Raw genomic sequence first — 15594 nt, forward strand, 5'->3', positions numbered from 1 at the left:
TCGTGACTCAAAAAACGTTGTCAGTTAAGACTTAGGCTGGTCAGAATGGCTATCCGGATTTCTCTTTCAAGCCTCATGCCTTTAGGCTGAGGTTCCTGACAATTACAATATCTAGGAAATATTACTCAACCAGATAAATGCTAATCGAATTCTAAAACGGCATAAATCAGTATCTTCACTTAATTTAAATAGCTTAAATATCGTTATTGTTATACTTATTAAATACAGTCGTTGTTACTAGAGATATTTATTTACTCAACAAATTTAGCCAGAAGTACTATTATGTGGACACTGCCCATAACTTAAAAATCAGGGTTTAAGTGAAGTATAAACAGTGCCCACCTTACAAAAATTGCTATCAAGCAATTGTTAAAATGCGAATTAACAGCAGTATAAATTATGCTAAAACTACTTAGGTAAAACCTGTCGCAATGCTGCCAAAAGTTGATCAACACTTTCTTTGCGACTGTTAAAACCCATCAGACCGACGCGCCAAACTTGACCGGCGAGTTCACCAAGACCACCGCCAATTTCAATCCCATGTTCATTTAACAATTGTTTAGCGATCGCTTTACCATCCACTCCGGCTGGAATGCAGACAGTAGTGAGAGTTGGTAGTCGATATTGTTGCTCAACGTGTAAACTCAATCCTAAATCTTCCAACCCTTGCCATAGATACTCTACATTATTTTGATGACGCTGCCAGCAATTTACTAGTCCCTCTTCTGTAACCAAACGCAGTGCTTCTCGTAATGCATAGTACAGGTTTATTGGGGCTGTATGGTGATAGGTGCGTTCAGTGCCCCAATACTTGCTAAGCAATGACATATCCAAATACCAGTTTGCCACCTTAGTGCGACGTTGCTGCAATTTCTGGGCCGCACGCGGACTCATTGTAAATGGTGAAGCACCAGGCGGGCAACCCAACCCTTTTTGGCTACAGCTGTAGGCTAGGTCAACCCCCCAAGCATCTAAAAAGATGGGAACACCGCCTAAACTTGTCACTGTATCCACTAGTAATAGTGTGTTAAATTCACGACAAATCTCAGCAACTCCTTCTAAAGGTTGACGTGCGCCAGTAGAAGTTTCGGCATGAACCAAAGCCAAAATAGCCGGACGATGAGTTTCCATGGCTGTCCGTAGTTCTTCTAAACAGAAGACTTTTCCCCAAGGTTTGGTGATGGTTCGCACATCAGCACCATACCTTCCAGCCATATCTACGAGGCGATTACCGAAGTATCCAGCAACACCAATTAACACGACATCACCGGGTTCTATGGCATTGGCGATGGTTGCTTCCATAGCAGCTGAACCGGTACCACTAACGGCAATGGTCAGTGGGTTTTCTGTTTGCCAAACGTAGCGCAGCAACGATTGAATCTCATCCATGAGTTCCAAAAAAGCTGGGTCAAGATGTCCAACCGGTGAGGTGTTCATCGCTTGGAGAACTGTGGGATGAGCATTCGATGGGCCAGGCCCCAACAGTAGACGGTGTGGTATTGCTAAGGGTGTGAGTGATAAACGCTGAGTGTCGTTGATTGAGATTGTTTGCGTCATAATTCGACGATCACTTAAATAATACTGATCGCATAATAAGGCGATCGCATGGCCAATATTTTACTCAGCTAAAAACTATAGCCTGCTCTACATAAATCAAAGATGTGAAAGTTTAAGAGTCAGAGTTCTGATCCCATCCACCAAATTGCACCATTGAATTTCACATCTACCCCAGAATAAGCGATCGCAGTTCTTAAAGGTATCATTCAAAAGTGCTTTGATGGGATTTGTGGATGATGCCGAGCTCTATCTAGACCGGAATGCAAATGTAATTCAAGTTCGCTCAGCCTCGCACTGGGGTTACGGTGATTTAGGCGTTAATCGTCAACCCATAGAGACCATTAGAGCCAAGTTCAACGAGGTTCTGAACACCTAAATGCGGTTGTTTGCAATCCCAACCAAGCTACGGAAATGACCATTTTGAGCAAATCGGTCTGCTAAAATTTGTCGATATAGTGCCTCATAGCCATCGACCATTTGCTTGACGCTAAAACGGTTTTCAACATATTTCCGACAAGCATAACGGTCTAACTCTGATGCTTGCTCAATCGCACTGATGCACTCTTGAATGCTGTTGCATAACAAACCCGTCTTGCCATGGTCAATAATTTCCACAGTAGACCCTAGCTTCATCGCGATTACTGGCGTACCCGCAGCCATAGACTCAACCATCACTAACCCAAAGGGTTCGCGCCAAGTGATGGGGAAAAGAGTTGCCACTGCACCTCCCATGAGGGCATTTTTTTGAGCATGGTTAGCTTCACCGAGATACTCAATTTGCTTACCGTCGATGTGTGGTTTGATTTGTTGCTCATAATATTCCACATCAACAACGTCTACTTTCCCTGCCATTTTTAAATGCCAGCCAGATTTTTGAGCAATTTCTATTGCTAGGTGCGTTCCCTTTTCTGGAGATATCCTACCCAAGAACGCTAAGTAGGGAGGTTCTTCCGCTTGGGGATAAAATTTGTAACTGCTGACATCAATCCCATTGTAGACTGTGGCTGCATAGTTCAACCCTAATCTGGGTTCTCGTTGGGTATTGGAAATACTCACATAAGGCTGATTTTTGCCAAATTTAAAGATTTTTTCGTTGTCCGGGGTAAAAATACCGTGCAACGTATGAACAGTGGGAGTTGTCACCAGGTTTGTGTAAGGTAGTGTGATGTGTCCCACATGGGAGTGAATGATATCAAAATCTTCTGCATGTTCGTATACAGAAGCTAATTGCAGCATATCGTAAATGCTGTGATCTTTGATTGTCGAATCTAGTCTGAGGGCGCGGGGATGAACTGATAAGAGTTTTGCCAGACTGATAGAATCTCCCGATGCGAACAAAGTCACTTCATGTCCACGTTTAACTAATTCATCTGTTAGTAACCCTACAACAAGCTCGATACCTCCATAAGCTGGAGGTGGTACTCTCTCCCATAGTGGTGCTATTTGAGCAATTCGCATCATAAACCTCCTAAAAAATAAAACTAGAATTAAAAGTGTTTCCTTTTTGTTTCGATGTGCTTGTAAACGTTTATTTTTACTCTAGAAAAACAGACTTTACTTGATTAACGCATCAAGATTTTATGCGTTTATTTCTATATTGTTAGTCTATCTTAGGTAAGGAAACGTCCTTGACTAAAGAGGTATATTTCTTTTGCATTACTTAGAATGAGAAAAGTTTTTAGTAGTAAATATAAGCTAAAAATTAATTATTCGTCAACCCAGATTGATTGCTGTTTGTCATTCCATTTTTAGTTGGCAACGAGAATAGTTGTATTTATTCAAGGGGATGAATTCTAATCAACAAAATTTCTGATCGGTCGATGTCAAGTATTTAATTTTTCAATCCAAACTATAAGGATTTAGCGGATACTTAAGTAGGTGCAAATATTAAACTATACTTTTTAGATTTTATGCTCAAAATCTTTGCTAAAGAAACTGCCTGTATGCAAGCTAGAGACGGTGTTCGCCTAGATGCGGATATCTATCGTCCCGATGCGGATGGTGAGTTTCCGGTGTTATTAATGCGACAACCTTACGGCAAAGCGATCGCATCTACCGTTGTTTATGCCCATCCTAGTTGGTATGCTGCCCACGGCTATATTGTGGTGATTCAAGATGTGCGAGGCAGGGGCACTTCTGAAGGTGAATTTAAGTTATTTACTAATGAGATTACAGATGGTGAAGATACAGTCAATTGGGCAGCAAATCTATCTGGTAGTAATGGCAAAGTTGGCATGTATGGTTTTTCCTATCAAGGAATGACTCAGTTATATGCCGCAGCTACTAAACCAAGTGCCCTTGTCACAATTTGTCCCGCGATGATTGGCTATGATTTATACACAGATTGGGCTTATGAAGGAGGTGCATTTTGTTTACAAACTAATCTCGCTTGGGCAATTCAATTAGCAACGGAAACTGCTCGTTTACGTAAAGATAAAACAGCTTTTACAGGATTATCTGCCGCTAATGGCAATTTACCTCTAACTAATTCTGAAATTCTCCAGCAATTTGCACCTGACTCGTTCTATCACGAGTGGTTAATGCATTCCCAACCAAATGCATATTGGCAAGAAATATCACCCAAATGCCACCTACAAGGTATTGACTTGCCCATGTTACATATCGGTGGATGGTTTGATACTTATCTACGTGGTACTATGCATCTATACAAAGACATGGCAGCCCGTAGCAGGATGCCTCAACATTTATTAGTCGGGCCTTGGGCACATTTACCTTGGGGTCGTAAAGTTGGTGAGGTTGACTTTGGTGCTAAGGCGGTGAGTCCTGTAGATAAAATGCAAGTCCGTTGGTTTGATCAGTTTCTTAAAGGTGTAGATACAGGATTGCTTCGGGAATCGTCTGTTTGCCTGTTTGAAATGGGGAGTAATATTTGGCGCACTTTCCCTAATTTACCTATAGCAAACCAGAAATCTTACTTTTTGTCAACCACTGGGCTTGCTAGCATCAGAGAAGATTCAGGCACTCTCAGTACCCAAAACTCTCCACTTGGCACTCATGATGTATTAGTTCATGATCCTGGGCGACCAGTTCCGTCTCTGGGTGGACATGCGGCAATTCCAGCAGGTGTGTTTGAGCGATCGCATCTCGATTGTCGCAGTGACGTATTAACTTATACTAGCGAGCCATTAACAACTGACTTGCATTTGGTAGGGGATATAGCAGTAGAAATTTGCGCTCAAGCGGATCAGCCCAGTTATGATTTATGTGCTGTTTTGTCGCAAGTATATCCCGATGGACGCGTGTACAATGTGACCCAAGGTTATGCCCATTGTAGAGACGTGACATGTCACATCTCTATAACGAAAATTCAACTACAAACTACTTGTGTGCAAATTGCCAAAGGTAACGCCCTACGCTTGAGTTTAAGTGCGGCATGTTTTCCAGCTTATGCAATGAACTCTGGTAATAGTGCGGTGATTAGCAGCGAAAGTTTATTAGATGCTCAGATAATTACGCTGAGAGTGAGTTGTGGAGGCGAGGCGAATTCTCAAGTTTTGTTACCCGTGATTGTTTAAAATGAGTAGGGACATATTCAAACCTGTAATAAATATTTATGCCTCCTCGTTGGCCTCGTCAACCCGATCGCAAAGATCCAGCTTACCGTAAATTAGATGACCGGATGAATTTCGCCGTGCATGTAGCGATCGCTGCTACGATTAACTCTGGATTGTGGTTCTTCCATAACCTAAAAGCAACAACTTGGGAGTGGCTACCGTGGTTGACGGTGAGTTGGGTAGTAGTATTATTAGTGCATCTAATTTATATTACGGCGATCGCTAACTACACTGAAACCCCACCTAAATCCACCTGAAGATGGACTACTGTTGCTAGGGCGATTGTAACCTGTGGCAGTAGAGTTAGCCCGATTAATTAAGCGATAATATGAAATAGCCTAGAGTTGATACTCTTTATTAATGCAAGGTTATTTTTATGGCTAATACTAGCACCACAGAACTACTAGAAGCCCTAGCCGCTGAAATTGGCGAAAATGTCTACATAGATATTGCTAAATGGCATCTTTACTTATCTGATGCCAAATTGCATAAAGTTGTTGCGGAACAACTGTATCCTTTAATTACTTCCAATACCATCAACGAAGACAGAGTTATCCAAGTTTTAGAATCTATTCCAGTTAAAATCGGCGGTGGTAGACGGGAACTTGCCCTACTAGATTTACTGCCATTACAATGCCAAGTTAACCTAGTGGATATTTTAGAAAAATATCAACGCGAGATCTAACCCATCTACTATGCTTGTTCCATAATTTGCTTCTTTAGCAATCCTCCTATAGGAAGTGGAAAGCATGAATACTTATCAATTTCATGATGAATATACTTTAGCAGAGACAGCAGACAAACTGGGGAAAGTAGCTTTAAAGTTAGGTCTGATATCTAGCTTTGTCGTGCGTTATTTTCCTGATAATAGGCAATACTACATTCCCAACGAACAAGAATCTGAACCGCTGACACCAGAACAAGCATATATGCGGTTTAGAAAATTAATTGAAAATTCTGGGAAGTAAACACGCCCTCATACATCTTTATAATCTTTAGTGAGGTTAGTTATATGTTTTTACAAATCAAAGATAGCACCGACTTAATAAAAATCCTGGATATACAGGAATTACTTGATCCGAATAATGACATTATTCATGGGCAAGAACAAGAAGGTGAAGAAGAACAAGAAACTGATACTTTTAAGAAAGAAAATTTAGTTTTTCCGTCTGGCGAAAGTTTACCACGTTGTTGGCTAGATGCTGACTACAGAAAGGCAAAAGTATCGTAATTCTCTAATTATCAAAACAATCAGGTCTAAAACCGGACTTCGTCCAAAGTTTTTGTAGCGGGGTATAAATCCCCGTTACAAAAACGACCTGCGACCTGCTGTCTATGATATTGTGAGTTGATATTTATGCTTCTTCTGGTATATTCACCGCTTCATCTTGTTGTGACTTCGAGAAAAATTTCTTAGTAATCAAGTTAGTCAAGATGTGAGATAGTACTCCTAAAGGGCCAGCAAAAAAACATAAGGCAAGAGAGTGAATTGTCCAGACACCTGTTTTTTGTCCTTCCCAATATATCCAACGACCGACAAATAAATCCATAACTAAAAAATGAATCCAACCCGTAGCAGCGGCTTTTTCATCAGCAAAAAATCGCGCAATATCCGCTAATTGAGGATTAGATAAAGCTTGAGCAGTTTCTGGTGTCACACTGCTGATAAATAAATACAAATATACTCCAGCTAACACGATAAAAGGAAGAAATGATTCCATTAACCGCCTTGTAACTTGCCAATTTGGAAAAACAATCATCAATAACCAAAATGGCACAACGAAAAAATTAGCAATGTTGAAAATTTGAGAAATAATCATAATAGGGATGAAAGAGATTGTATAACTCACCACTCACAAATTATATAGGAATAGTATTTTATCTTTAAAAAAACTCCCTACTCCCCACTCCCTGTCTACGCAAATAATTTCATCAGCCAAGTTTAGATCCCTATAGCTTGATGAGTTGTGATTCTATTTCTGAGGATTTCAAATCACGACCGATAAAAACTAAGCGAGTTTGCCTAACTTCTTCTGGTTGCCAAAGACGATCGTAAAATTGATCAAATCGAGTCCCTACACCTTGCATAACTAAACGCATCGGTTTGTTAGGCACTGCAACAAAACCTTTAATGCGGTAAATCTCTTGTTGATTTGCTATTGCTTGTAACTGTCTTTGCAGTTTTTCTGGTTCAAAAGCACGGTCTAAAATCAGATGAGTTGAAGTAATTTCTTCATCATGATCATGGTCTTCTTCATGATCATGATGACTGGGACGGTTATCTAAATTATCTTCCACTGCCGCTTGAAATCCGAGTAATATAGATGGGTCTAGTTGACCGCGATCGCTCTCAATCATCTTCACCACTCTGGGCAACTCTTGTTTAATTAATTCCTCAACTTCAACTCGTGTTTTAGCATCTATCAAATCAATCTTACTCAACACCACCAAATCTGCACAAGCAAGTTGATCCTCAAACAATTCTTGCAAAGGTGTCTCATGTTCTAGACTATCATCAGCTTGTCGCTGTTGTGCGATCGCTTCAGGATCGCTGGCAAAAGTTCCCGCTGCTACCGCCGCACAATCTACCACAGTAATCACAGCATCCACAGTAGCAGCATTGCGGATTTCTTGCCAACGAAAAGCCTTAACTAGCGGTTTAGGTAAAGCTAAACCAGAAGTCTCAATCAAAATACAATCGATACTGTCTCGTCGCTTAATTAACTGTTGCATCGTCGGGAAAAACTCTTCCTGGACAGTGCAACACAAACACCCATTAGTTAACTCAAAAATATTACTTTCACCATCACCATCTTCAGGACAAATCTGACAAGATTTTAATAACTCACCATCAATACCAAGTTCGCCAAACTCATTAACTAAAACAGCAATCCGGCGTCCTTGATTATTTTGTAGCAAATGGCGAATTAAACTAGTTTTACCACTACCTAAAAAGCCCGTAATTACCGTAACAGGAATTTTTGTTGCCATAATAATAATTCGTAATTTGTAATTAAGACACAGTTTGAAAAGCTTGATACAAGATGTGTCCAATTTTTTATCCCGCACACATCATTGCTCAAAACTGAGGGGCAATTTCCCCATGCTTGCTTTCATCAATAAAAAGCATTCATAGGGCCATTGCCCCTAAATATGTTCAGTGCCTTACAAACACCCTAATTCATACAACCAACGCAAACCACCCTCTCACACTTTATTTTTTTGCGTCCTCTGCTCCTTAGGATGCTCGTACCTCGCTCTAAACGAGGCTATGCTGTAGGCTTTACGCTACCGCTTCGCTAATGCGTCTATGCTTCTCCTTAAAAAACCAAACTACTCAGCTGTAGCCAGCTCAGTACTACCACGAGTACGACGCCGTGTGAGGCTATTGTACAGCATGACACCGATCGCCTTAATCAAATTACCTTCCAACTCTTGGAACATCTTCATATTCATCCCAAAAGCGGCGTTAGCTTCATCAACAATGCGATCGCCCGTAGTATCATCAACAGGTAATTCATCCAAAGCTTGACGATACTTAACTTTAAATGCCTTCTCATCAGGAATTTCGTCAAATTCATAAAAAGCCGTACCTTGTCCATCAGACAAGTTCATCGCCGTTTGGGCAATATTTTTCAGGATTTGTCCCCCTGATAAGTCGCCAAGGTAACGAGTGTAAGAATGTGCTACCAATAATTCCGGTTCCTTTTGCGAAATTTCCCGGATACGCTGTACATAAGCTTCCCCAGCCGGAGATAATTTAATTTGCTCCCGCCAATTACCACCGTAGTAGTAAACTAAGTCTTGCTCTAGAGTATGCTTACGGTTAAGCTGGGGAAAATTAATTCGTGAAACAATCGGATGCTGACGAAGCTTTTCCATCTCCTCTTCCATCGCAGAGTAGATGAAGTAGAAGTTAGCAACTAGTTTCCGGTACGAGTTTTTCTCAACTACACCTTTTAAAAAGCACTTGACAAAACCTACATTTTCTGCCATTGTGTGGGCTTTCTTAGTACCTACACGTAATTTGGTTGCTAAATTGCTGCTCATGCTAAATTTCTCAACTTTAAAAAGTCAACTGCTGGAGTCTGGATTTACGAACGGCTAAAAAAGCCATTAAAACGTTACATTAGAACTATTTGATGAGAATTTATATTAATATTTCTTAAGCGTAGATGTTTTGTAAAATTTTACACAGCAAATTGGCTAGGAAATGGGGAACTCGGGGCCCCCGCTTCTGGAGGGAGTGGGGAATTGGGAATGTAAAGAACATTTAACCAATGACTAATGAATAATGACTAATGACTAATTGTGTGGAGTGTTTAAAAGATTATGGTTTCATCTATAACTAAGATTTCCGAGATTTCTGGGGATTCTGCTGCCGCAAGTGATGGATTGGGTAAAAGTATTGAGGATAGCTTTATGCTCAACTTAATGCCTCTACCAGCAACTCCTCTGTTTGGCACAGATGGCATTCGCGGACGAGTAGGAGAATTGCTGGGTGCGCCTTTGGCTTTACAAGTTGGTTTTTGGGCGGGTATTGTTTTGCGTAGCCATGCTACTCAAGTCGGGCCAGTGGTTTTGGGACAGGATTCTCGCAACTCCAGTGATATGCTGGCAATGGCTTTGAGTGCGGGCTTAACAGCAGCAGGGTTAGAAGTTTGGTATTTGGGATTGTGCCCTACTCCTTGCGTTGCTTATCTCACCAGCGTCAGTGATGCTATAGGTGGAGTAATGATTTCTGCTAGTCATAATCCTCCAGAAGACAACGGAATTAAAATCTTCGGTGCAAATGGTACAAAGTTACCCCAACCATTGCAAGCAGAAATTGAGGCTGGACTACGCGGTAACATCTCAGCAGCTATTAGCGGCAAGTGCGGACGGCATCACTCGCGTTTTGGGTTAATAGGGCGTTATGGCGAGGCGTTGCAAAAACCTTTACAAAATAAGATAACTCTTCAAGGAATGAAGATTGTCTTAGATTTAGCATGGGGGGCAGCAGTTGGTTTAGCACCAACAGTATTTACACAAATGGGTGCCGAAGTCATCTGTTTACATAACGAAGCAGATGGCGATCGCATCAACGTCAACTGCGGTTCCACTCACCTAGAAATCTTACAAGCTGCGGTAAAAGAACACAATGCCGATTTAGGCTTCGCTTTTGATGGCGATGCTGATCGCGTTTTAGCCGTAGATCATACTGGTAGGCAAGTAAACGGCGATTACATTCTCTATCTGTGGGGACGCGACTTACAACAACAGCAACTCCTACCAGATCAGCTGATTGTGTCTACGGTGATGGCCAACTTAGGCTTTGAAAGGGCTTGGCAGCGACAAGGAGGCAAATTGATTCGCACCGCCGTCGGTGATCAATACGTACAAGCCGAGATGCTGCGGACTGGGGGAATGTTAGGTGGTGAACAATCAGGACATATTTTGTGTTGTCACTATGGCATGACTGGAGATGGCTTGTTAACAGCCTTGCATTTAGCAGCCTTAGTGAAACAAGCGGGAGTTTCTCTAGCAGAATTGGTAGATCAAAGCTTTCAAACCTATCCACAACTACTGCAGAACGTGAGAGTATTAGATCGCGATCGCCGTTTAGCATGGAAAGATTGTCAACCTCTACAACAAGCGATCGAACTTGCTGAGGCCGCCATGGGTGACTCTGGTAGAATTTTAGTCCGCGCTTCAGGCACAGAACCAGTCATCAGAGTCATGGTAGAAGCCGCCGATGCAGAACTTGCCAACCACTGGACAAATGAGTTAGTCTCACAAGTCGAACAACACTTAGCGTAGAGAGTGCTGAGTAATCATGAACAACCCCTGACTAACATCGTTTGAGCCAGGGGTTTCTACATCCCGGCGTAGTTTGAGATTATCCCTGTTGTGTCGCTCTAGGCAGAAGAAAAATAAGTGATACTGGTAAAAATATTATGCTCAAAGGATTAAAACTTAGTGTATTAGTAGCAGTGCTGATGAATCTGGCATGGTCATTGCACGCCCAAGCAAACTTTAACGGCAAACTTACCGTAGAAATTGATGGATTAAAAAATAAACAAGGACAAATCTGCGTTAGTATTTTTGCTAACAGTCAAGGTTTTCCCAACAACCGCGATCGCGTCTTACAAAAGCAATGTACCAAGATTGGCGACACCCCTTTACTCGTTAGCTTTGACAACCTCAAAGCAGGTAACTACGCTGTTGCTGCAATCCACGATCAGAATAATGACCTTACCCTCAATCGTAACGACCTGGGGATGCCCATCGAAGGCTTCGGATTTTCTCGCAATCCCGAAGTTCGCACCAGCGCACCTAAATTCGGTGAAGCAGCTTTTTTAGTAGCAGGCCCAAACACAAATATCCAAATTCAGATGAAATACTTTTAAGGGGCCTGGGGACTGGATAATTATCTTTCTCCCTCGCTTCCTCATCTCCCGGTTGGTGAGCGAAGTCGAACCATATCTCCCCCAACTCCCCACCCTGTTCCTTATCTTCAATCTAGCCCACAATTAAACCATCCTGAACGCGGATAATTCTTCTAGTTTGGGCAGCAATATCTGACTCATGGGTGACAATCACAATTGTGATGCCTTGCTCATTTAGTTCTGTTAGCAAATTCATTACCTCACGGGAAGTTTCAGTATCTAAAGCACCCGTTGGTTCATCTGCTAAAACTAATGCAGGCCGATTTACCAAAGCACGAGCGATCGCTACCCGTTGTTGTTGTCCCCCAGACAGTTGACTGGGGCGGTTGGAGATGCGATCGCCTAGTCCTACTCTTTGCAAAGCTTCTAATGCTCTTTGACGACGTTTTGGTTTAGGCAAATTCGCATAAACCATCGGTAACATCACGTTTTCCAAAGCTGTTGACCGCGCCAATAGATTAAATTGTTGGAAAACAAAACCTATCCTTTGGTTGCGGATATAGGCTAATTCATCATCATCAAAAGTAGTCAGATTTCTACCTTCAAAAATATAATTTCCTGTCGTTGGACGATCCAGACATCCAACAATATTCATCAATGTAGATTTTCCCGAACCAGATGCACCCATAATAGCAACATATTCACCCTCTTCAATTGACAGTTGAATTCCTTTTAATATGGGTACATTCACCTCACCCAAACGGTAAGCTTTAGTAATAGATTCCATCCAAATCATGGTAGGCATAATCAGTAGTATTGAGTGTATTGAGAGTGCTGCTAGATTTAATCGCTACGCAATGCAGTAATTGGGTCTAATTTGGCGGCGTTTCTAGCTGGAATTACACCAGCAATTAAACCAACAGTTAAAGACAGTCCAAAGCCAGCAATAATTGATAATATAGAAATAACAAACGGAAACCTAAAAATATTTGCTGCGGCAAAAGCAATTACAACACCGCTTCCCATCCCAATGCACCCCCCAACAATTGAAATAACGATCGCTTCAGCTAAAAATTGATTTAATATTGCAGAATTAGTGGCTCCTACTGCTTTACGAATTCCGATTTCTCGTGTTCTTTCGACAACAGAAACTAGCATAATATTAGCAATACCAATTCCACCAACAACTAGAGAAATTCCCGCGATCGCTACTACCATGACTGTAAATAATCCGACTACATTAGTGAAGGTGCTGACGATATCGGCTTGGTTAGTGAGGCGAAAGTCATCAACTTGCGGCGGATAGATATTGTGTCGTAAACGTAATATATTAGTAACTTGAAATTGAGCAGCTTCTAATTTTTGCTGATTGCTAGCTTTAACCAAAACTCCACTCACAGAAATGCCAGTTAGGGCATTGTTACCAACTAATCTGCCGGACATACTCGTCAGGGGAATGAAAATTTGATCGTCTCTATCCATTGGCCCTTGAGAACCTTTAGGTTCCGTCACCCCAATTACCTTGTAAGCCTCTCCCTGAATCCGAATTGTTTCATCTATGGGGTTAACGCCATCACCAAAGAGTGTTTTTTGGACTGTTGGCCCTAGCACGGCAACTTGGGCAGCATTATCTAGTTCTTCTTGAGTAAAATATCTCCCTTCTTGGGGGTAAGTATTTCTGGCGTCTGGATAGTTCAAATCAGTACCGTAAATTGTAGTTGAGGTGTTTTGTTCCCCATACACAACTTGTGCATTCCTTTGCAGGTAAGCAGAAACAATTTCAGCCGATGGTGCTTCCTTGGCGATCGCTTTTGCATCTTCCCAGGTTAAGGTGCTAGTAGAACCCAGTCCTTGACTGATATTATTACCGCTTCTAGAGGCACCAGCTAAAACTTGCAGCACATCCGTACCCAACGCTTGGATTTGTTGCTCAACTCCTTTCTGTACTCCCTGGCCAACAGAGGTAATGGCAATGACTGAGGCAATACCAATAATCACACCCAGCATCGTTAGGCCTGTGCGTAATTTATTACTCCACAGCGTTTCTGCTGCCATTGACAGAATTTCCAATAGTGGCATTGTGCGAGTATTCTTAGCTTTAAACTTGTAAAATCCCTTCAGCATAATTGTTGTATTTAAAGCTAAGTTTAAGGAGAATTCCCACCAGAACGACGATTACCTCCTCCCGTACTAGGAAGAATACCGCCTCGTGGCCTTGATTGTGGTCGCATCCCTGGTGGGAAACTCAGCATGACTTTCTCAGTTCCCTGCAACCCAGATTTCACTTCCGTAAAATTATTGACAGTCGCGCCAGTCTCAATGCGCTTAAAAACAGGCTGACTATCTCCTTGGACTACAAACACACCCGTACCGCGTTCTCGACGAACAACTGCTGCTGTCGGCACTACCATCGCATTGTCTAATCGGCCGGCTTGAAAATCTACTTCTACATTCATGCCAGATCGTAGTATTCTTTGCGGATCTGATAAAGTTGCTTTTACTTGAAAGCTGGTGACATTTTGCTCTACTGTAGCTTGGGCAGCAACTTGACTAACTCGACCTGTAAAAGTTTTTCCTGGATGAGCATCTGCTCGAATTGTGACTTGTTGACCCAGACGAATTTTAGCAATGTTCGATTCAGCGACATTGGCTACAACTTGATTTGTCGAAGCCAAAGACAAGATGGAAGAAGAAGTTGCCGAAGAAACAGAACTCCCTGATGTTGTGGGAGTTACAAAAGCACCAGGATCGGCATACTTTTGGGTGACGATACTATCGAAAGGTGCGCGGAGTATAGTGTCATTGATTTGGGCTTGGATATTTTGTAATGAACCACGCGCAGACATGACTTGGGCACGGGCTGCTTCAATATCTTCTGTGCGCGTTCCGGCTTTTAGCAATGCCAAAGCTTGCTGTCTCTGTTTCACTACAGATCGTGCTTGTTCAATGTCTTCTGGACGTGACCCAGCTTTTTGCAAAGCTAATGCTTGCTGTGCTTCATTTACAGCAGCTTGGGCACTGTCGCGATCGCTGCGTTTTTGATTTACAGTCTGAAGAGAAATAGCCCCAGTATTATATAGTTGCTGGTTACGGCGAAAATCATCTTCTGCTTTACTCAAATTAGCTTGAGCGCTTTGTAGGCGTGCCTGCGCTTGGGCAATGTCTTGAGGACGATTGCCTGTTTGCGCCTTTTGTAGATTTGCTTGGGCTTCTTCTAATTGTGCCTGTGCCTGGCCAATATCTTGAGGACGGTTACCTGCTTGCGCCTTTTGCAGATTTGCCTCTGCTTGAGCTAGTTGTCCTCTTGCTTGGGTGAGTTGCCCTTGCAGATTAGAATCATCCATGTAAGCAAGCACTTGCCCCTGTTTGACAGTATCTCCCTCTTTTACCAGCAGTCTTTTCAATATGCCGGAATTTTTTGGGCTAACATTAATAGACCTTTCCGGCTTGACTGTACCGTTAGCTAAAACTGTGATTGGCATACTTTGCCTTTCTACTGACTGAGTGATCATCTGCTGTTTTGCTTCTTGCTTAGGAAGTACAGCTACTTGGTAGTAAACTGCATAACCAATTGCACCCACAAGACCAAACAGAAATAGCCAAGATAACCAATGATTCTTGCTCTTTTTTTTTGCTTGTGGAATCAAAGGTAGTGAATCTACAGAGTTTGATGTATCAACTGTCATATTTACTATCAATTTGGGAAAAATCGCCACCAAGCCATAGTCCAATACATTTAGTTAAAGGTTATTGGTGAAAGTATTGTTAGTAGAAAAGTGACAATGCAACATTTCTACATAAGTAAGCTGCCAACCGCGCTTGAACCATTGCACTCACCAAGGTTTTATCTGAACTGTATTGAACAATTGCCTGATGCATTTATCGTATAAATTCATGTAAGTAATTATCGATCAAAAAGCCGCTAATCAATGTATGACCAAAGTCACTAGTAATTTCAAATTGATGTATGACCTTGGTCATTAATTTATGAACAACTGAATTCCTTACTTTTCTAAAAAATGGTAACTTAAGTACTTTCACTTAAAATCTTCAATTTTATTTATTCAAGCTTATTAAGTGCTTATACTTAACAA

At 41.8% G+C, this 15594-nt stretch carries 15 protein-coding genes and 1 pseudogene; 8 read left to right on the top strand and 8 right to left on the bottom strand.

The genetic code is table 11. The features are described from left to right. Window positions 1–408: 408 nt before the first annotated feature. Complete coding sequence (locus AC5JMF_RS02395) at window positions 409–1557, bottom strand: alanine--glyoxylate aminotransferase family protein (protein WP_495794126.1); 1149 nt, start codon at window positions 1555–1557, stop codon at window positions 409–411. 199 nt (window positions 1558–1756) lie between these two features. Between AC5JMF_RS02395 and AC5JMF_RS02400 the strand changes: the two are divergent. Beyond that, a pseudogene (locus tag AC5JMF_RS02400) lies at window positions 1757–1933 on the top strand (DUF1499 domain-containing protein); the annotation flags it as partial. Here the strand turns inward: AC5JMF_RS02400 and AC5JMF_RS02405 are convergent. Next, the gene (locus AC5JMF_RS02405; protein WP_495794180.1) at window positions 1930–3015 is read right to left on the bottom strand and encodes a glycosyltransferase family 4 protein; all 1086 of its coding nucleotides are present in this window, start codon (window positions 3013–3015) and stop codon (window positions 1930–1932) included. The pseudogene AC5JMF_RS02400 and the gene AC5JMF_RS02405 overlap by 4 nt on opposite strands. A gap of 452 nt (window positions 3016–3467) precedes the next feature. Between AC5JMF_RS02405 and AC5JMF_RS02410 the strand changes: the two genes are divergently transcribed. The 5 genes from AC5JMF_RS02410 (at window position 3468) to AC5JMF_RS02430 (ending at window position 6363) form a co-directional block, all read left to right on the top strand. Next, window positions 3468–5093 (top strand): CocE/NonD family hydrolase, encoded by a 1626-nt coding sequence (locus AC5JMF_RS02410; RefSeq protein ID WP_495794127.1) that lies wholly within the window; start codon window positions 3468–3470, stop codon window positions 5091–5093. Between the two features lie 38 nt (window positions 5094–5131). After that, window positions 5132–5389, top strand: a complete 258-nt coding sequence (locus AC5JMF_RS02415; RefSeq protein WP_495794128.1) for a hypothetical protein — start codon at window positions 5132–5134, stop codon at window positions 5387–5389. Between the two features lie 119 nt (window positions 5390–5508). Continuing rightward, on the top strand, window positions 5509–5817 hold the full coding sequence (locus AC5JMF_RS02420; protein ID WP_495794129.1) for a DUF3181 family protein: 309 nt from the start codon (window positions 5509–5511) through the stop codon (window positions 5815–5817). 64 nt (window positions 5818–5881) lie between these two features. Then, a complete protein-coding gene (locus AC5JMF_RS02425; RefSeq protein ID WP_495794130.1) occupies window positions 5882–6100 on the top strand; it encodes a hypothetical protein in 219 nt (72 codons plus the stop codon). Window positions 6101–6144: 44 nt separating this feature from the next. Next, the gene (locus AC5JMF_RS02430; RefSeq protein ID WP_495794131.1) at window positions 6145–6363 is read left to right on the top strand and encodes an acetyltransferase; all 219 of its coding nucleotides are present in this window, start codon (window positions 6145–6147) and stop codon (window positions 6361–6363) included. Window positions 6364–6487: 124 nt separating this feature from the next. Here the strand turns inward: AC5JMF_RS02430 and AC5JMF_RS02435 are convergent, their stop codons facing one another. The 3 genes from AC5JMF_RS02435 to AC5JMF_RS02445 form a co-directional block, all read right to left on the bottom strand. Continuing rightward, on the bottom strand, window positions 6488–6952 hold the full coding sequence (locus AC5JMF_RS02435; protein ID WP_495794132.1) for an ABA4-like family protein: 465 nt from the start codon (window positions 6950–6952) through the stop codon (window positions 6488–6490). Window positions 6953–7082: 130 nt separating this feature from the next. Beyond that, on the bottom strand, window positions 7083–8123 hold the full coding sequence (cobW, locus tag AC5JMF_RS02440) for a cobalamin biosynthesis protein CobW (RefSeq protein ID WP_495794133.1): 1041 nt from the start codon (window positions 8121–8123) through the stop codon (window positions 7083–7085). A 342-nt stretch (window positions 8124–8465) separates the two neighbouring features. Then, the gene (locus tag AC5JMF_RS02445) at window positions 8466–9182 is read right to left on the bottom strand and encodes a biliverdin-producing heme oxygenase (protein ID WP_495794134.1); all 717 of its coding nucleotides are present in this window, start codon (window positions 9180–9182) and stop codon (window positions 8466–8468) included. 282 nt (window positions 9183–9464) lie between these two features. Between AC5JMF_RS02445 and glmM the strand changes: the two genes are divergently transcribed. After that, window positions 9465–10931, top strand: coding sequence for a phosphoglucosamine mutase (glmM, locus tag AC5JMF_RS02450; RefSeq protein WP_495794135.1), 1467 nt, complete (start codon window positions 9465–9467; stop codon window positions 10929–10931). Window positions 10932–11068: 137 nt separating this feature from the next. Beyond that, entirely contained in the window at window positions 11069–11521 is a 453-nt protein-coding gene (locus AC5JMF_RS02455; protein WP_495794136.1) for a DUF2141 domain-containing protein, read from the top strand. 112 nt (window positions 11522–11633) lie between these two features. Here AC5JMF_RS02455 and AC5JMF_RS02460 read toward each other — a convergent pair whose 3' ends face one another. Genes AC5JMF_RS02460 through AC5JMF_RS02470 form a run of 3 tightly spaced genes read right to left on the bottom strand, consistent with a single transcriptional unit; the run spans window position 11634 to window position 15186 of the window. Beyond that, the gene (locus AC5JMF_RS02460; protein WP_495794137.1) at window positions 11634–12305 is read right to left on the bottom strand and encodes an ABC transporter ATP-binding protein; all 672 of its coding nucleotides are present in this window, start codon (window positions 12303–12305) and stop codon (window positions 11634–11636) included. Between the two features lie 38 nt (window positions 12306–12343). Then, entirely contained in the window at window positions 12344–13624 is a 1281-nt protein-coding gene (locus AC5JMF_RS02465; protein ID WP_495794138.1) for an ABC transporter permease, read from the bottom strand. A 23-nt stretch (window positions 13625–13647) separates the two neighbouring features. After that, window positions 13648–15186 (bottom strand): efflux RND transporter periplasmic adaptor subunit, encoded by a 1539-nt coding sequence (locus tag AC5JMF_RS02470; RefSeq protein ID WP_495794139.1) that lies wholly within the window; start codon window positions 15184–15186, stop codon window positions 13648–13650. Between the last annotated feature and the right edge of the window lie 408 nt (window positions 15187–15594).

Source organism: Desmonostoc vinosum (assembly GCF_059505385.1).